General features: G+C 61.5%; 18 protein-coding genes. 9 read left to right on the forward strand and 9 right to left on the reverse strand.

Going from position 1 to position 16,359, the window contains the following annotated elements:
- Positions 1 to 30: 30 nt before the first annotated feature.
- From EV286_RS06740 to ligA, 3 genes are all read left to right on the forward strand, one after another.
- Entirely contained in the window at positions 31 to 900 is an 870-nt protein-coding gene (locus tag EV286_RS06740; protein WP_207909761.1) for an outer membrane protein assembly factor BamD, read from the forward strand.
- A 5-nt stretch (positions 901 to 905) separates the two neighbouring features.
- Positions 906 to 2,579, forward strand: a complete 1,674-nt coding sequence (gene recN, locus EV286_RS06745; RefSeq protein WP_132956234.1) for a DNA repair protein RecN — start codon at positions 906 to 908, stop codon at positions 2,577 to 2,579.
- A gap of 125 nt (positions 2,580 to 2,704) precedes the next feature.
- On the forward strand, positions 2,705 to 4,861 hold the full coding sequence (ligA, locus tag EV286_RS06750) for an NAD-dependent DNA ligase LigA (protein WP_132956235.1): 2,157 nt from the start codon (positions 2,705 to 2,707) through the stop codon (positions 4,859 to 4,861).
- 49 nt (positions 4,862 to 4,910) lie between these two features.
- On the opposite strand, the gene EV286_RS06755 is transcribed toward ligA, so the two are convergent.
- Complete coding sequence (locus EV286_RS06755; protein WP_132956236.1) at positions 4,911 to 5,444, reverse strand: GNAT family N-acetyltransferase; 534 nt, start codon at positions 5,442 to 5,444, stop codon at positions 4,911 to 4,913.
- A gap of 275 nt (positions 5,445 to 5,719) precedes the next feature.
- On the opposite strand from EV286_RS06755, the gene EV286_RS06760 reads away from it, so the two are divergent.
- Together EV286_RS06760 and EV286_RS06765 are read left to right on the forward strand one after the other, a co-directional pair.
- Entirely contained in the window at positions 5,720 to 6,310 is a 591-nt protein-coding gene (locus EV286_RS06760; protein ID WP_132956237.1) for a 3'-5' exonuclease, read from the forward strand.
- 64 nt (positions 6,311 to 6,374) lie between these two features.
- Complete coding sequence (locus EV286_RS06765; RefSeq protein ID WP_132956238.1) at positions 6,375 to 6,866, forward strand: CreA family protein; 492 nt, start codon at positions 6,375 to 6,377, stop codon at positions 6,864 to 6,866.
- 296 nt (positions 6,867 to 7,162) lie between these two features.
- Here the strand turns inward: EV286_RS06765 and EV286_RS06770 are convergent, their stop codons facing one another.
- Both EV286_RS06770 and EV286_RS06775 read right to left on the reverse strand, forming a co-directional pair.
- A complete protein-coding gene (locus EV286_RS06770) occupies positions 7,163 to 7,459 on the reverse strand; it encodes a hypothetical protein (RefSeq protein ID WP_132956239.1) in 297 nt (98 codons plus the stop codon).
- A gap of 190 nt (positions 7,460 to 7,649) precedes the next feature.
- Positions 7,650 to 8,114, reverse strand: a complete 465-nt coding sequence (locus tag EV286_RS06775) for a chemotaxis protein CheW (RefSeq protein WP_132956240.1) — start codon at positions 8,112 to 8,114, stop codon at positions 7,650 to 7,652.
- A gap of 325 nt (positions 8,115 to 8,439) precedes the next feature.
- On the opposite strand from EV286_RS06775, the gene EV286_RS06780 reads away from it, so the two are divergent.
- On the forward strand, positions 8,440 to 9,042 hold the full coding sequence (locus EV286_RS06780; protein WP_132956241.1) for an SCO family protein: 603 nt from the start codon (positions 8,440 to 8,442) through the stop codon (positions 9,040 to 9,042).
- Between the two features lie 60 nt (positions 9,043 to 9,102).
- Positions 9,103 to 9,981 (forward strand): 50S ribosomal protein L11 methyltransferase, encoded by an 879-nt coding sequence (locus EV286_RS06785; RefSeq protein ID WP_132956242.1) that lies wholly within the window; start codon positions 9,103 to 9,105, stop codon positions 9,979 to 9,981.
- A 171-nt stretch (positions 9,982 to 10,152) separates the two neighbouring features.
- Here the strand turns inward: EV286_RS06785 and EV286_RS31890 are convergent, their stop codons facing one another.
- Complete coding sequence (locus EV286_RS31890) at positions 10,153 to 10,323, reverse strand: hypothetical protein (protein ID WP_165932794.1); 171 nt, start codon at positions 10,321 to 10,323, stop codon at positions 10,153 to 10,155.
- A 275-nt stretch (positions 10,324 to 10,598) separates the two neighbouring features.
- On the opposite strand from EV286_RS31890, the gene EV286_RS06790 reads away from it, so the two are divergent.
- Entirely contained in the window at positions 10,599 to 12,431 is a 1,833-nt protein-coding gene (locus tag EV286_RS06790; RefSeq protein WP_132956243.1) for an aminopeptidase P family protein, read from the forward strand.
- Here EV286_RS06790 and EV286_RS06795 read toward each other — a convergent pair.
- Both EV286_RS06795 and EV286_RS06800 read right to left on the reverse strand, forming a co-directional pair.
- Positions 12,421 to 12,732, reverse strand: coding sequence for an AzlD domain-containing protein (locus EV286_RS06795; protein WP_132956244.1), 312 nt, complete (start codon positions 12,730 to 12,732; stop codon positions 12,421 to 12,423). The genes EV286_RS06790 and EV286_RS06795 overlap by 11 nt on opposite strands.
- A gap of 2 nt (positions 12,733 to 12,734) precedes the next feature.
- Positions 12,735 to 13,451 carry an AzlC family ABC transporter permease gene (locus tag EV286_RS06800; protein WP_132956245.1) on the reverse strand — a complete coding sequence of 239 codons (717 nt, stop codon included), beginning with the start codon at positions 13,449 to 13,451 and terminating at the stop codon, positions 12,735 to 12,737.
- 132 nt (positions 13,452 to 13,583) lie between these two features.
- Here EV286_RS06800 and EV286_RS06805 point away from each other — a divergent pair, with 132 nt between their 5' ends.
- Positions 13,584 to 13,838: a DUF2164 domain-containing protein gene (locus tag EV286_RS06805; protein WP_132956246.1), complete on the forward strand. Its 255-nt coding sequence runs from the start codon at positions 13,584 to 13,586 to the stop codon at positions 13,836 to 13,838.
- A 3-nt stretch (positions 13,839 to 13,841) separates the two neighbouring features.
- Here the strand turns inward: EV286_RS06805 and panB are convergent, their stop codons facing one another.
- From panB to pncA, 3 genes are all read right to left on the reverse strand, one after another.
- The gene (gene panB, locus EV286_RS06810; RefSeq protein ID WP_132956247.1) at positions 13,842 to 14,663 is read right to left on the reverse strand and encodes a 3-methyl-2-oxobutanoate hydroxymethyltransferase; all 822 of its coding nucleotides are present in this window, start codon (positions 14,661 to 14,663) and stop codon (positions 13,842 to 13,844) included.
- Between the two features lie 2 nt (positions 14,664 to 14,665).
- Positions 14,666 to 15,529 carry a pantoate--beta-alanine ligase gene (gene panC, locus EV286_RS06815; protein ID WP_132956248.1) on the reverse strand — a complete coding sequence of 288 codons (864 nt, stop codon included), beginning with the start codon at positions 15,527 to 15,529 and terminating at the stop codon, positions 14,666 to 14,668.
- Between the two features lie 95 nt (positions 15,530 to 15,624).
- Positions 15,625 to 16,251: a bifunctional nicotinamidase/pyrazinamidase gene (pncA, locus tag EV286_RS06820; protein WP_132956249.1), complete on the reverse strand. Its 627-nt coding sequence runs from the start codon at positions 16,249 to 16,251 to the stop codon at positions 15,625 to 15,627.
- Positions 16,252 to 16,359 lie beyond the last annotated feature (108 nt).

Raw genomic sequence — 16,359 nt, forward strand, 5'->3', positions numbered from 1 at the left:
GCCCATATAGGCGACAGTTGGGATGATTCTATGGGTTATGCAAGGTCTGACAGGATGATGAAGACAGCGCGGGCGCTGCTCGCGGTGATGATGGTGCTGGGCGCGGGTGTTGCGATTTCCAGCTGCCAGTCGGATCCCGATATCGACATCAGCAAGCTGCCGCTCGATTCCGATCCACCGGAACTCCTCTATAACCAGGGCCTGGCCAACCTCAAGGCCGGAAACATTACCGAGGCCGGACGCAAGTTCGAGGCCGTGGACCGCGAACATCCCTTCTCCGAATGGGGCCGCAAGGCGCTTGTCATGGTCACCTTCGTCAAGCAGCGCCAGGGGCGCTACGACGATGCAGTGCAGGCCGGAACGCGCTATATGAACCAGTATCCGCGCTCTGCGGATGCCGCTTATGTGCAGTACCTCATCGGCCTGTCCTATTCCAAGCAGATCAGCAACGTCACGCAGGACCAGCGTGCGGCGCAGCGCACGATCGACGCCATGCAGGCTGTCGTCGACAATTATCCTGACTCCGAATATGTCGACGATGCTCAGGCAAAGATCCGTTTTGCCCGAGATCAGCTCGCCGGCAAGGAAATGCAGATCGGCCGCTACTATCTGGAGCGGAAGGAATATCTCGCCGCGATCTCTCGTTTCCGGACCGTAGTCGAGAAGTACCCGAACACCAACCAAATCGAGGAGGCGCTGGCGCGACTCACCGAGGCCTATTATGCAATGGGCATCGTCGAGGAGGCGCAGACTGCGGCCGCGGTGCTCGGGCATAACTATCCCGACAGCCAGTGGTACGCGGACTCCTACAAGCTCTTGCAGACCGGCGGCACGGAGCCGCGCGAAAACAAGGGCTCGTGGATTGCCCGGGCCGGCCAGAAACTGCTTCTTGGTACCTGAGGAAAATGCTGATCCAGCTTTCGATCCGCGATATCGTCCTGATCGAGCGGCTGGATCTTGCCTTCGAGACCGGGCTTTCCGTTCTGACCGGGGAGACGGGTGCCGGCAAATCCATCCTTCTCGACAGTCTATCGCTTGCGCTCGGTGGGCGCGGCGATGGCGGGCTCGTTCGCCATGGCGAGGAAAAAGGGCAGGTAACGGCAGTCTTCGACGTCGAGCCCGATCATGCAGTGCGCAGGCTGCTGCAGGAGAACGGCATCGATGACGAAGGCGACCTGATCTTCCGTCGCCAGCAATCCTCGGACGGCCGCACCAAGGCCTATGTCAACGACCAGCCGCTCAGCGTGCAACTGATGCGCCAGGCCGGCCAGATGCTGGTCGAGATCCATGGCCAGCACGACGACCGGGCGCTCGTCGATATCCATGCTCATCGTACGCTTCTTGATGCCTTTGCGTCGCTTGCCGAGGAGGCTTCGTCGGTGGAGCAGCTCTACCGCACCTGGAAGGACAGCGAACGGGCGCTGAAGAAGCATCGCGAGAAGGTGGAGAGCGCCGCACGCGAGGCCGACTACCTGCGATCCTCTGTCGAGGAGCTCGAAAAACTGTCGCCGCAGGACGGGGAAGAGGACGAGCTTGCCGAGCGCCGCGCGCGGATGATGAAGGCCGAGCGAATCGCCGGCGACATCGCCGAGGCCTCAGAGTTCCTGAACGGCAACGCTTCGCCCGTGCCCCATATCGCGTCGCTGGTTCGCCGTCTGGAGCGCAAGAGCCACGAGGCGCCCGGCCTTCTCGAAGACACGGTGGCGCTGCTCGATGCGGCGCTGGACCAGCTTTCGAATGCGCAGATGGAAGTCGAGGCGGCACTGCGCAAGACAGAGTACGATCCGAAAGAGCTGGAGCGAGTCGAGGAGCGGCTTTTCGCTCTCCGCGGCGCTTCGCGGAAATACTCCGTTCCGGTGAGCGAGCTTCCGGCTCTTGCCGTGCGCATGATCTCCGATCTTGCCGATCTCGATGCCGGCGAGGAGAGGCTTCTGCGGCTGGATAAGGAAGTTGCGCTGGCAAAGGCCAGCTACGGCACGGCTGCACTGTCGCTTTCGCAGAAGCGCCATCATGCCTCCGAGGCGCTCACGAGCGCCGTCATGGCAGAGTTGCCGGCGCTGAAGCTCGAGCGTGCGCGGTTCATGGTCGAAATCACCACGAATCAGGAAGAGGCGACGGCGGATGGCATCGACGTCGTCGAGTTCCATGTGCAGACGAACCCTGGCACGCGTCCAGGCCCGATCATGAAGGTTGCCTCCGGCGGCGAGCTGTCGCGCTTCCTGCTGGCACTCAAGGTGGCGCTTGCGGATCGGGGCTCGGCGCCGACCCTCGTCTTCGACGAGATCGATACCGGCGTCGGCGGAGCGGTGGCGGATGCGATCGGCCAGCGCCTGAAGCGGCTTTCCGAGCGTGTTCAGGTACTTTCCGTTACCCATGCCCCGCAGGTCGCTGCGCGGGCGGCGACGCATCTCCTTATCTCCAAGGGGCCTTCGACGACCGGCGGGGACAAGATCGCCACACGGGTCGCGACGATGGCGCCTTCCGACCGCACCGAGGAGATTGCCCGCATGCTCGCCGGCGCTTCGGTCACGGAAGAGGCGCGGGCGGCAGCCAAGCGCCTGCTCGCCGGCAACGGTTAGCCGCCCCGCGGAGCGGGTCACTCGCTGGCGTCAACGCTCCTTTGCCTCGGAACTACGCTCGGTCCGTCTTTCAATCGCGGAATTTTGCTCTAAAAACATTCCAGATTCTCTGGGAGTGAAGCCGCATGTCGACACAGTCCGTTGCCGTTGAGGACCTGACACTTGAAGATGCCGCTGCGGAGCTCGAGCGGCTGGCGAAGGAGATCGCCAGCAATGACGAGCTCTATCACGGCAAGGACCAACCGAAGATATCCGATGCGGAATATGACGCGCTGAAGCGGCGCAACGACGCGATCGAGGCGCGGTTTCCGGAGCTTGTCCGTGACGACAGTCCCTCGCGCCGGGTCGGCGTGGCACCATCGGTAACCTTCGCGCAGGTCGTTCACGCACGCCCCATGCTGTCGCTCGACAATACCTTCTCGCAGGAGGATGTCAGGGATTTCGTCGCCAGCGTCTACCGCTTCCTCGGTCGCCTGCCGGACAATTCGATCGCCTTTACCGCCGAGCCGAAGATCGACGGGCTTTCCATGTCGATCCGCTACGAGAACGGCAAGCTTGTGACGGGTGCCACGCGCGGCGACGGCACGACCGGCGAGAACGTGACGGCCAATATCCGCACCATCAAGGAAATTCCCAACGAGCTGCCGAAGGGCGCGCCCGCTGTCGTCGAGGTGCGTGGTGAGGTCTACATGGCCAAGAGCGACTTCATGGCGCTGAACGCGCAGATGGAGGCCGAGGGCAAGCAGACCTACGTCAATCCGCGCAACACGGCTGCCGGTTCGCTGCGCCAGCTCGATGCGAAGGTGACGGCGAGCCGCAAGCTGAAGTTCTTCGCGTATGCCTGGGGCGAGATGTCGGCGATGCCGGCCGACACGCAGCTCGGCATGGTCGAGGTCTTCAAGAGCTGGGGCTTCCCGGTCAATCCGCTGATGAAGCGCCTGAACTCTGTGGAAGATATCCTTGCGCATTACGATGAGATCGGGCTCGAACGCCCCGATCTCGACTACGATATCGACGGTGTTGTCTACAAGGTCGACAGTCTCGAGCTGCAGGCCCGCCTCGGCTTTCGTTCGCGCAGCCCGCGCTGGGCGACTGCGCACAAGTTCCCTGCCGAGCAGGCCTTCACCGAGGTGGAGAGCATCGATATCCAGGTGGGCCGCACCGGGGCGCTGACGCCCGTCGCCCGCCTGAAGCCGATCACCGTCGGCGGTGTCGTCGTCACCAACGCGACGCTTCATAACGAGGACTATATCAAAGGCATCGGCAATAGCGGCGAGCGCATCCGCGATGATGACCACGACATCCGCATCGGCGATACGGTGATCGTGCAGCGTGCGGGTGATGTCATTCCGCAGGTGCTGGACGTGGTGATGGAGAGGCGTCCTGCCGATGCCGTGCCCTACGAGTTTCCGAAGAAGTGCCCGGTCTGCGGCAGCCATGCCGTGCGCGAGAAGAACGAGAAGACCGGCAAGCTCGATTCGGTTACCCGCTGCACCGGCGGCTTCATCTGCCGGGCACAGGCGACGGAGCACCTGAAGCACTTCGTCTCCCGCAACGCTTTCGACATCGAGGGCCTCGGCTCGAAGCAGGTGGATTTCTTCTTCGAGAGTGAGGATCCGGCACTTCAGATCCGCACCGCGCCCGACATATTCACGCTCGAAAGGCGACAGAACGATTCGCTGACGAAGCTGGAAAACATCGAGGGCTTCGGCAAGGTCAGCGTGGCCAAGCTCTATGCCGCCATCAACGAGCGGCGCAGCATCGCGCTCCCACGCTTCATCTATGCGCTTGGCATCCGCCACGTCGGCGAGACGACGGCGAGGCTTCTGGCGCGGTCCTATGGCACATACGAGGCCTTCGCGACGGCAATGAGGGATGCTGCACCCCTTTCCGGCGATGCCTGGAACGACCTCAACGCGATCGAAGGCATAGGCGAGATCGTCGCGCGCGCAATTGTCGAGTTCTACAAGGAGCCGCGCAACATCGAGGTGATCGGCCGCCTGCTGCAGGAAGTGACGCCGCAGGAGGCCGAACAGCCGGTAACCACGGGCAGTCCGGTCGCAGGCAAGACGGTCGTCTTCACGGGCTCGCTCGAGAAGTTCACCCGCGACGAGGCAAAGGCGAGGGCCGAAAGCCTGGGAGCCAAGGTCGCCGGCTCCGTCTCCAAGAAGACGGATATCGTCGTCGCCGGACCCGGCGCCGGCTCCAAGCTGGACAAGGCGCGTGAACTCGGCGTGCAGACGATGGACGAGGACGAGTGGCTGGCGCTCATCAGCGGCTAGCGAACGGGTCAAGGAGGCAGCCGGCATTCGCGCCGGCTGCCTCCAGGCTTTAGATCTTCAGCCGCGCCATCGTGTAGGCGTCGACATATTGACCGGCCCGGAAGCCGAAGGCCTTGAGTTGTCCTTCCTTTTCGAAGCCAAACTTCTGGTAGAGGCCGATCGCGGCTGCGTTGTCCGTGTAGACTGTCAGTTCCAGGCGCTTCAGATCCAGCCAGTTGTCCGCCATGTCGACCAACTCGCCGAGCAGTGCACTGCCTATGCCTCGGCCGGCGTAGGCGTCGTGGACACCCATTCCGAGACTGGCGGCGTGACTGCGCCGCCCCTGAAGGCGTGTCATGCCCGCATCGCCGACGATCATGTCGCCGATCACCGCGACAAGGCTTATGCTGCCCGGCTGCGCCATCTCCAGGCGCTTCCTCGTTTCCTCGACGGTCTGGTGCGGCAGGCGGAGGGTGCCGAAGCGAAAGCCCGGCATGTTGAGGAGCGTCGTCACCGCCTCGACATCGGACGGGCGCATCGCGCGCACGGTCAGGCCCTCGACAGACGGCCGACTTCGCAATTGATCTTCATCTGAAAATTTCAAAACGCTCTCCTTGGTTTTGGAGGAGGAGAGCAGAGTTCCCGAACCCTGCTCGCCTCGGCAGGGTTCTCGGGAATGATCGGATCGCTATTGACGCGCCATCGCTCCCGCGTACCCTTCAAGGGTCGTGGTAACGTGCATAAGCGTTGCAATGGTCATCGAGCCGATCATGGTCGCGCAGTTTCGTTGTCCGAGCGAAAAAGTCAACCACCCCGAGAAGTTTGCCTGGACGGCCCCGGCTCGCTATTGCTGGAGGTGGACAGATTCGGAGCTGCGGATTGAAGACGATTGCCATTGATTTCGAGACGGCCAACGAGCAGCGCGGCAGCGCTTGTTCGGTCGGTCTCGCCTGGATCGAGGACGGCCGCGTGACGCGCGTCGAGGAGCGGCTTATCCGCCCGAAAGACATGCGCTTTTCCGGAATGAACATCGCCATCCACGGCATCCGGCCGGAAGATGTGGAGGACGCGCCGGAATTTCCGGAGGTGATGGACGAGTTCCATGATGATTTCCGCGATGCGACGATGATCGCCCACAATGCAGCCTTCGACTTCAGCGTCTGGCGAGCGAGCCTCGATCTCTACCGGCAATCCTATCCCGAGCTCACCTACCTCTGCAGCCTGAAGATGGCGCAGCGCATCTGGCCGCATTTCCTTTCACACCGGCTGAACCTAATCGCCGAACATCTCGGCCTGCGTTTCGTCCATCACAATGCCGCGGAGGACGCGGCTGTCTGCGCGGCCGCAGCCATCGAGATGGCGAGGGTCGTCAAGGCCTCGACGGTAGCCTCCATTCCGGCGGTGATCGGTATGAAGCCCGGCAGGCTGACGTCTCGTGGATACGAGCCCTGTACCTGCCGCAGGGCCTGACTCGCTTGCTTGCAAAGGCCGTGGCGATTCTTATCTAAGTTTCGGGATCATTCAGGGGATCGTCATGTCCAAGCTTCGAAATCTGTTCCTTGCCGCCGGCGTCTTCGTCGCGGCTTCCGCGGGCACCACTTCTGCCGAAGTCGTCGGCAAGGTCGGGGTCGATTGGATCGGCAACGACATCATCATCGAGGCGGTCTCCGACCCGGAGGTGAAGGGTGTCACCTGCCACGTCACCTATTTCGACCGCAGCCTTATCGACCGGCTCAAGAACGGCAAATGGTTTGAGGACCCGTCGAACAACTCCATCGCCTGCCGCCAAACGGGACCCATCGAGATCGACAACATCGACCTCTCCGCAGACGGGCAGGAGGTTTTTCGCGAGGGGATGTCGCTGATCTGGAAGACGCTCGTCGTCAACCGTATCTATGACAAGGACAATAACACGCTGATCTACCTCGCTCATTCGCGCGAGCTTACGGAGGGCTCAGCGAAGATGTCGATCTCGACGATCCCGCTCTACGGCCAGGACGTCGTGTGGAAGAATGGCAAACCCTAGGGGCGCCCCGCGCCGGCTCCCGGAATTTTCGCCAAAAAATGTGTGTTTGCCGGAAGCCCCCAAAAATAGTCCGAAAATGAGCCTGTCTCAGAACTGCTTTGCCGCAGTTGGACCTTTCGCCCCCCGAATTTTTAGGGCAATTTTGCGGCGCACATGAGGAGAGGCTCTGCTTCGCCTCTTGTTCGATGACTTGCCAACGGTGTCGGCGAAACACCCCAAGATCGTCTACACCGTGTCATTCTAAAGCCCTGGAACTTCCCGGTTCCAGGGCTTTTCTTCGGCATGATCGATCCGGCTCAGTAGCGGTCGTCGTAATAGTAGCGCGGACGCGGCGCGTAGTAATATCCGCCGCGGATGCTGCCCGTGCTGTTCATGTCCAAGCCGCCTGTATTGCGCCCGGCGCCGCTGTAATAGTCACCGGTATCGGGCTGGGCCCGGCCGGGATACTGCCAGCCGTAGTGGCGCATCACAGGGCCGCGCTCGGCGCCCTGATAGTATTCGCCGTCGCCCGGAGCGGCAAAGGCGGCTCCGGAAATCGCCATCGCGCCAGCAAGGATTGTCGCGCTCAACGTGATCCTCATCGGGGTCTTCATGTCGTTCTCCTCTTCCATCTGTTTCCCGTCCCTTCGCATCGCTGTTGCGTTGCATGTCAGTTGAACGACAGCCGAGGCGGAAAAGTTGCATCCGGACGCAAATGGAAATCGCGTCGGGCGCAGGCGAAGCCCAAAAAGAAAAGGCACGGCGTGAGCGCCGTGCCTGTCGAACGAAGATTGAAACGCTGACTTAGGCTGCCTGCGCGAGCTCGTCGGCGATGACCGTGTCGAGGTTCAGGAAGCAAACCATGGTCTTTTCCAGCGCTACGATGCCGCGGCAGAAGGCGCGCTGGGCTTCCGGGATAATCTCCGGCGGCGGCTGCAGATCCTCGCCGCGGATCGTCATCATGTCGGAAACCTGCTCGACCAGCAGGCCGACCAGCTTGCCGGCGATGTCTGTAACGATGATTGCAGAGCGCTCGGACGGTTCGGTCATCTTCATGCCGAGGCGGCAGGCCATGTCGATGACCGGGATCACCGCGCCGCGCAGGTTGATAAGGCCGAGCACATAGGGCGGCGTATGCGGCATCGGCGTCACCGGCGCCCAGCCGCGGATTTCGCGGATGGCCATGATGTCGATGCAGAATTCCTGATCGCCAAGGTGAAAGGACACGATTTCCAGATAAGCGCCCGACTGCTTGATGGCATTCGTCATGGTCAAAACTCTTCCAGTTGGTAGCCGCGGGCGGCGCGTTTGTCCGAGCGGTTGCGTTGCTACTCTAAAATTCGCGTGCAGAGGTTACGATAGGTTTAAAATCGCGGGCGGCAGATTGAATAAGCTTTAAAATCGCGGGCTGTACTGTATCGGCCGCCCGATATGCTGCATTCGGCGCATGTCTGGTTATTCGAACTGCGAGACAAATCATCGCGGTAGGCCCGCAAACGTGATGTTGAATTGCCTTGATGGCGTCGAGGCTGTATCAGGCGACAGACTCCGGTGCGGGCCGGAGCGATCTTCTCGCGAATCGGGATGCCGACTTATGAAAACGTTCCGGATAGCTGTCTGGGTTGCGGTGCTGCTGATGGCAGGCGTGCTTGGCTGGCTTACGCTCGACATTACGAAGACGAAGGAAATCGCCTCGGAAGCTCCCTATGGCGTTCCATTCACGCTCGTGGCGCAGGATGGCCAGCCGATCACCGAGAACGCGCTGCGCGGCAAGCCGTCCGCCGTCTTCTTCGGCTTCACGCATTGCCCAGAGGTCTGCCCGACGACACTCTTCGAGCTGAACGGCTGGATGGAGAAGGTAGATCCGGACGGCACGAAGCTGCGCGCCTATTTCGTGACCGTCGATCCAGAGCGCGATACACCGGAACTGATGAATGAATATGTTTCCAACGTATCGAAGCGCATCACGGGCATTTCGGGCCCGCCGGACAAGGTCGCCGAGGTCATCAAGGGCTTCAGGGTCTACGCCAAGAAGGTGCCGGTCGATGAGAAGCAACCCAATGGCGACTACACCATGGACCATACGGCCTCGGTCTTCCTGCTCGATTCGGCCGGCCGCTTCGCCGGGACGATCGCCTATGGGGAAAATCCCGACACCGCCGTGAAAAAGCTGGAAAACCTGATCAGCAAGGGTTAGCGCCTGAACAGCGCTTCTTTTTTGGCTTAGCCGCCTCCTGCTTGCCGAGGGTTCCAGACCGTGAGTGAAATTCGCCTCTACGTATCCACGACCGAAAAGAAGGCCGAGCAGATCCTCGACCTGATGACCGACGCCTTCGAAGAAGACGACCTGGCGATCGCGACCACGGAAGTCGACGAGAAGAGGGACATATGGGAAGCGTCCATCTATCTCGCGGCCGCCGAGGAGGATGAAGTCCACCTTCGCTTCGATGCGCTGCTGAAGCCTGCCTTTTCGGATCTGGCGATCCAAAGGGAAATCATTCCCGACATCGACTGGATTGCGAAATCCCTCGAGGGCCTGAAGCCGGTGAGGGCGGGACGCTTCCTTGTCCATGGGTCCCATGACCGCGACAAGGTGCAGCCGAACGACATCGCCATCGAGATCGACGCCGGTCAGGCCTTCGGCACTGGACATCATGGAACGACGGCCGGCTGCCTTGAGACGATCGAGAAAGTCGTGCGGGCGCGGCGCGTGCGCAATGCGCTCGATCTCGGCACCGGCAGCGGCGTGCTGGCGATCGCTGTGCGCAAGCTCAAGAACATTCCGGTCCTTGCAACCGACATCGATCCGATTGCAGTACGCGTCGCGCGCGAGAATGTCCGTCGCAACGGCATTCCCTCAGGCCTCACGACTCAGACGGCGGCCGGATTCCATTCGACGGCCTTCGCCACGCATGGGCCATTCGACCTCATCATCGCCAATATTCTTGCCCGCCCGCTGATAAGGATGGCTCCGCAGCTCGTTTCGCATCTGGCGCCGGGCGGCTCGGTCATACTCTCCGGTATCCTCGCCGCGCAGCGCTGGAAAGTGCTCGCCGCCTATAACGGTGCCAAGCTCCGGCATGTGGGCACGATCTGGCGCAATGGCTGGGTCACCATTCATCTCGACCGGCCATAACGAAGGTTTACAGACAGCAGAAAAGCAAAAGGCGGTGCCAATGGCACCGCCTGCTGATCAGTTTAGCTGATCGCCCACGAGCTTAAGGAGGAGGAGCGCTCAAGTGGGCCTACTTGTTCTGAACACCGTGTCCGGGTGAGGGAGGAGGAGAGACCGGACGGGTGCTTAAGATCAGAACGCGTAGCTGTTTGCGCCGTTGCGGCGAATTTCCTTGCCGGTCGTGCCGAGCATGCGGACGCTGTCTTCCGCGAGGGCACGCGAGCCAATTACATGACGCACGGTCCGGCGCTCGCCAGCCTGCATCGGGCTCTTGTAAGCGAAACGCGAGAGTGAGGCAGTCATTTTCATTTCCTTTTCGTGTCGGGTTCGTTCCCGACGCTGTTGATGGCGCCTATATAGCTATTTGCGAAAACTCTGGCAGGGGGTTTCTTTCATGGGAGCCATGCGCTGCATGCATGAAGCATGCCAAATTGCCGCCAACCAGCCGCATTTGTGCCTAACTGATGAACAGCGAGCCCAGGAAATATGATCCAGCGCATCGCCAAACGGTGGGAAATTCGGCTAACATGGCGTTCAGCCAACTAGTGGATTCACTTCAAATCATTCGGGTTTTCAGCATGTTTCAGTCCTTCGAAGTCACCTCCACCCCGCAATTCGGAAAAGAGCGCGTTGCCGCGCTGCGCGCAAGCTTCGCCGATCTCGAGATCGACGCCTTCCTGGTGCCGCGCGCCGACGAATATCAGGGCGAGTACGTCCCGAAGTGCTCCGAGCGTCTCTCCTGGCTGACGGGCTTCACGGGCTCTGCCGGCGTCGCGCTGGTGACGCAGTCGCAGGCGATCGTCTTCGTCGATGGACGCTATGTGACGCAGCTTGTTGAGCAGGTGGATGGTACCGTCTTCACCGGCGGCGACCTCGTCAACGAGCCGCCGCATCTGTGGATCAGCCGCCACGGCCAGAAGGGCCTGCGCCTCGGCATCGATCCTTGGCTGCACGCCGGGGCCGAAGTGCGCCGGCTTGAGAAGGCGCTCGGTGACGTCGGGGGCACGCTCGTCTTCCTGCCGCACAATCCGCTCGACCGCCTGTGGACGGATCGCCCGGCCGAGCCGCTCGGCGCAGTGGCCATCCAGAACATCGCACAGGCAGGCGTGCTTGCGAAGGACAAGATCGCGGCTATTGCCGCCGACCTCGGAAAGAAGAATCTTACCGCCGTACTGGTCGCCGATCCGTCTTCGATAGCCTGGATCTTCAATATCCGCGGTGCCGATGTGCCGCATACGCCGCATCCCCTTGCGCGCGCAATCATTGACGCCTCTGGAAATGCCGAGCTTTTCCTCGACAAGCGCAAGACCGGTATCGAGGCAGAAGCCTATCTGGCGCAGATCTGCACACAGCGTCCGCCGGCCGAGCTTTCGGAACGCCTGGAGGCTGTCTCGAAGGACGGGCGCATTCTCGTCGATCCGGATGTGACGCCCTACGCGCTGACCGAACTCATCAGCCGCGCCTGGGGCGAGGTGGTCGAAGGAGCCGATCCGGCCAAGCTGCCGCGTGCCGTGAAGAATGCCGTGGAGATCAACGGCTCTGCCGCAGCGCACCTGCAGGATGGCGCTGCCATGGTCGAGTTCCTATGCTGGCTCGACCAGACGAAGCCGGGGACGATCACCGAGATCGCGGCAACGAAGCAATTGGAAGGCGTGCGGGCGCGTGTCGGCCAAAGCATGCAGAACCCGCTGAAGGACATATCCTTCGATACGATCGCCGGGGCGGGGGAGCATGCCGCGATCATGCACTACCGGGTGACGACGGAGACCGATCGGCTGATCCAGCCGGGCGAACTCTTCCTCGTCGATTCCGGCGCTCAATATATCAATGGCACGACGGACATCACCCGCACGGTCGGTATCGGTGCGGTTCCGGAAGACCAGAAGCGCTTCTTCACGCTGGTATTGAAGGGAATGATCGCGATCAGCCTTGCTCGTTTCCCGAAGGGTTCACGCGGATGCGACCTCGATCCGCTGGCGCGAATCGCGCTGTGGAAGGCGGGGGCCGATTTTGCGCATGGCACCGGCCACGGCGTCGGTTCGTATCTTTCTGTCCACGAGGGGCCGCAGCGCATTTCCCGCCTTTCGACGCAGGAGTTTCTGCCCGGTATGATCCTCTCAAACGAACCCGGCTACTATCGTCCCGGAAGCTTCGGCATCCGCATCGAAAACCTTGTCTACATCCGCGAGGCGGAGGAGATCGAGGGTGGCGACCTGCCGATGTACGGCTTCGAGACGCTGACCTATTGCCCGATCGACCGCAGCCTCGTCGTCACCGGCCTGCTCACCCATGAGGAATTGAACTGGCTCAACGACTATCACGACCGCACGCGCGAGGCGCTGATGCCGCTGATCCACGATCACGATGTCAGGGCATGGCTCGAAAACGCGACGCTGCCGCTCAGCCACTGATGGGCAAGTGACGGGCGGTCATGACGACCGCCCAGGCGGCGACCAGCATCCATGTGTGCGAAAAGCGCAGGCCGACCAGAAGCGCGGCCAAAAGGGCCAATTTCGATTCCCAGCCGCCGGCAAAGAAAGCCGGCGCGACGAGCGTGGTCAGGACGGCTGCCGGCACGGCGGCCAGAGCAGCCTCCATGCGCGGCGGAATCCGTTTCATCGTGGTTATGAGGATATAACCGCCGATGCGGGTTCCATAGGTCGCGACAGCGCCGGCGAGGATGATGAGAACCATGTGAAGATCGAAGGTCATCGTCATACCTCGTGCAGGTCGGATTCGAGTTCCTGTTCGTGCGGCGGGGGCGGAAACAGGGTTGCGAGGACGATGCCGGCGGCAGCACCCAGGCTCACATGCCAGGGCGAACCGACGTAGTGGTAGGCGATGATCGACGCGACGGCGCTGACGGAGGCCACGGGCAGGAAGTTGTCACGATGGCGGAAGTCGAGGACGATGCCCAGAAAATATGTCGGCAGAAGGATATCGAGACCGATCGACTTCGGATCACCGATAAAGCTGCCGAGCGTGCCGCCAAGCAGGCTGACAATGACCCAGGGTATGTAGATGATGATGCCAAAGCCGAGATACCAGGCAAAGGTGACGGGTCGGCCTGACTCTCCGCGCTTGACCGTTTCCGCAAATTGCGGATCCACCAGCAGGAAGAAGGTGAAGAACTTCTGGAGCGCCGAGAAGTGCTTGATGTGCGGCGCGATCGCTGCGGAATAGAGCACATGGCGGAAGTTGACGGCCACGATCGAGGCAACGATTACCCAAGCCTGGATATTGTGACCGAAGAGTTCCAGTCCGACCATCTGGCTTGCGCCAGCGTAGATGCTGGCGCTCATAAGGGTGATTTCACCGAGCGTCATGCCGTTATCCGCGGCTAGCGCGCCGAAGAGTGCCGCGAACGGTGCCGAGGCGAGGGCGACGGCGGAACCGCCACGCAGGCCCTCAAAAAAATCCGCTCGTTTCATGAGCCTTCGTCCTTCCTGACAACAGAGGACCTCCGTAAGGTCCACGGGGCGCCGCGGCAACTGAATTTACTTGATCAGTCAATTGATTTCGCTGAACTGTCTGCGCTGCAAACGGCGACGGGAAGGAAGCGAATGAAGAAGATCGTGCTCGAAAAGGATGAGCGGTCGGCAGCCATCGACCGGATCCAGCAATATTTCTCAGACGAGCTGGACCAGACGATCGGCCGGCTGCCGGCAGAATTCCTGCTCGACTTTTTCGCCGCCGAGATAGGGCGCTACTACTACAATCAGGGCCTGCGCGATGCCCACGCCGCGCTGGTCAGGAAGATGGAGGATCTCGGTGAGGCGATCTACCTTCTCGAGCGCGAGCCGCATGAAAAGGGCTAGCCATCAGCGCTTCGGCTGGAAGGTGTGCTCCATGCCCGGAAATGTCCGCGCCCTGACCTCAGCCGCGTAATCCTCCGCAGCCTTCGAGACGATGGGTGCAAGTTCTGCGAAATGCTTGACGAAGCGAGGCTTGAATTCGTTGAAAAGGCCAAGCATGTCGTCGGAGACCAGAATCTGCCCGTCGCAGGCGGGCGAGGCGCCAATGCCGATCGTCGGGATCGAAAGCGCGGCAGTGATCTCGCGCGCCAGCGGCTCGATGGTGCCCTCGATGACGACGGCAAAGGCGCCGGCATTGTCGATCGCCCTGGCGTCGCGACGGATCTTGTCCGCCTCCTTGTCCGAACGGCCGAGCGAGCGGTAGCCGCCCGTCGTGTTCACCTGCTGCGGCATCAGCCCGACATGGCCGAAAACCGGAATTCCGCGCGAGGTGAGGAAGGAGACCGTCTCGGCCATTTCCTCGCCGCCTTCGAGCTTGACGCCGTCGCAGCCTGTCTCCTTGAGGATGCGGGCAGCGTTGCGGAAGGCCTGCTCCTTCGATTCCTGGTAGGAGCCGAAGGGGAGGTCGACGATGACACAAGCATTCTTCACGCCGCGCATCACGCCCTGCCCATGGGCAATCATCATTTCCAGCGTCACACCGACCGTCGATTCCATGCCGTAAAGCACCATGCCAAGCGAATCGCCGACGAGCAGAAGGTCGCAATGTGCATCGATCAGGCGCGCGATTGGCGTTGTGTAGGCGGTCAAGGAAACGATGGGCTGCTTGCCTTTCATCGCTTCGATCATGGCGGGCGTCGTGCGCTTGGTCCGGGTGGGAGTACTCATGGTCAGGCCTTCGCTGGTTTCTCGCCAATGACGCGGTTATCAAGCAGCCGTGTGGAACCGATGCGCACGAAGAGGGCGATCAGGATCGCGCGCTCGGCCAACGACGCGAGCGGCTCAAGTGTCTCGGGATCGCGCACCGCGACGACCTCCGGAACCGCAAGCGGCTCTGCTTCGATGTATTTCCGCAAGGCCGCCTCGAAGGCCGCGGGATCAGTAACCCCCTGGGCATAAAGTCGCTCGGCCTCGGCAAGGGCCTTCGGCACAATGACGGCGGCGGCGCGCTCCTCGTTGGAGAGATAGACGTTCCGGGAGGAGAGGGCGAGACCATCGGCTTCCCGCACGGTGGGCACGGGGACGACGCGCACGGGCTGCGCCAGGTCCTCCACCATGCGACGGATGATCGCCACCTGCTGGTAGTCCTTCTCGCCGAAATAGGCGGCGTCCGGCTGCACGAGGTTGAAGAGCTTGGTCACAACGGTTGCGACGCCAGCAAAGTGGCCGGGTCGTACGGCACCTTCAAGCTCGCTCCCCAGCGTCGGGACGTCCACGACTGTCTGCATGGGGCGGGGATACATTTCCTGCATGTCCGGGGCAAAGAGGATATCGACGCCTGCTGCTTCAAGCATCGCACTGTCGCGGGCGAGATCGCGCGGATATCTGGAGAGATCCTCGTTCGCGCCGAACTGCAGCGGATTGACGAAAATGGAGACGGCCGTGACGTGGTTTTCCGCCTTGGCACGGGCGACGAGTTCCATATGTCCGGCATGGAGATAGCCCATCGTCGGAACAAAACCGATGCTCTGGCCCGCCTTGCGATATGCCGCGAGGCTTGCGCGCAGTTCTGCGACGGTTCTGATCGTTTTCACGCCGGCTCCTCCAGACTTCGGCTTTGGGCCGCCCCTCAAACGGCGGGGTTACCTAACCCGCGCCGTTCAAAAAGGCAATTCGCCTTCGGGAGGCTTCAGGCGGCGATTGCGTCCCGGCTGGAGATGATGGCAATTCCATTCTCGCGCATTTCTTCGATCGCGGCGCTGACGCCTTCCGGCGTAATGCCGCGGCTGGCGTCCTCGATGACGCGAATCGTCGCCTCCGGCAGCATCTCGATCGCATCCAGGGCCGAGAACTTGACGCAATAGTCGGTCGCCAGCCCGCAGATATCGAGCTCGGTGACCCCTTGGTCCTTCATGAATTGCGAAAGCCCGGTCAGCGCATCCTTGTCGTTGTCGCGAAAGGCCGAATAGCTGTCGACTCCGTGGCTCTCGCCCTTGAGCTGGATCAGATCTATCTCCTCGACCTTCAGATCCGGATGAAGCTCGGCGTCCGGCGTGCCGCGCACGCAATGGTCGGGCCACAACATCTGCGGCTTGCCGGAAAGCACGCCCATCTCAAAGGGCTCCTTGTCGGGGTGCATGGACGCAAAGCTGCCGTGGCCGGGCGGATGCCAATCCTGGGAGGCGACGATCAGATCGTATCTGCCGCTGTCGATCAGGGCATTTGCAATCGGCACGATGGCATGGCCGTCCGCCACCGGCAGATTACCTCCGGGGCAAAAGCCGTTCTGAATATCGATGAGAAGAAGGGCTTTCACGAGCGATTCTCCAGCGTGTTCTCGTGCCAATGCTGCATTGCAAATGTAGTGACGATCACGTTTATTTTAAAGCTCCCGGTTTCTGCGGGCTACGGCTGGGGAAAAGCT

Source organism: Rhizobium sp. BK251 (assembly GCF_004345245.1).
Taxonomy (GTDB): Bacteria; Pseudomonadota; Alphaproteobacteria; order Rhizobiales; family Rhizobiaceae; genus Rhizobium.

Bases quoted from the DNA above. Each gene is read 5' to 3' on its own strand.
- EV286_RS06740 (WP_207909761.1), top strand. From the start codon at position 31: ATGGGTTATGCAAGGTCTGACAGGATGATGAAGACAGCGCGGGCGCTG.
- recN (WP_132956234.1), top strand. From the start codon at position 906: ATGCTGATCCAGCTTTCGATCCGCGATATCGTCCTGATCGAGCGGCTG.
- ligA (WP_132956235.1), top strand. From the start codon at position 2,705: ATGTCGACACAGTCCGTTGCCGTTGAGGACCTGACACTTGAAGATGCC.
- EV286_RS06765 (WP_132956238.1), top strand. From the start codon at position 6,375: ATGTCCAAGCTTCGAAATCTGTTCCTTGCCGCCGGCGTCTTCGTCGCG.
- EV286_RS06770 (WP_132956239.1), bottom strand. From the start codon at position 7,459: ATGAAGACCCCGATGAGGATCACGTTGAGCGCGACAATCCTTGCTGGC.
- EV286_RS06775 (WP_132956240.1), bottom strand. From the start codon at position 8,114: ATGACGAATGCCATCAAGCAGTCGGGCGCTTATCTGGAAATCGTGTCC.
- EV286_RS06780 (WP_132956241.1), top strand. From the start codon at position 8,440: ATGAAAACGTTCCGGATAGCTGTCTGGGTTGCGGTGCTGCTGATGGCA.
- EV286_RS31890 (WP_165932794.1), bottom strand. From the start codon at position 10,323: ATGACTGCCTCACTCTCGCGTTTCGCTTACAAGAGCCCGATGCAGGCT.
- EV286_RS06790 (WP_132956243.1), top strand. From the start codon at position 10,599: ATGTTTCAGTCCTTCGAAGTCACCTCCACCCCGCAATTCGGAAAAGAG.
- EV286_RS06795 (WP_132956244.1), bottom strand. From the start codon at position 12,732: ATGACCTTCGATCTTCACATGGTTCTCATCATCCTCGCCGGCGCTGTC.
- EV286_RS06800 (WP_132956245.1), bottom strand. From the start codon at position 13,451: ATGAAACGAGCGGATTTTTTTGAGGGCCTGCGTGGCGGTTCCGCCGTC.
- EV286_RS06805 (WP_132956246.1), top strand. From the start codon at position 13,584: ATGAAGAAGATCGTGCTCGAAAAGGATGAGCGGTCGGCAGCCATCGAC.
- panB (WP_132956247.1), bottom strand. From the start codon at position 14,663: ATGAGTACTCCCACCCGGACCAAGCGCACGACGCCCGCCATGATCGAA.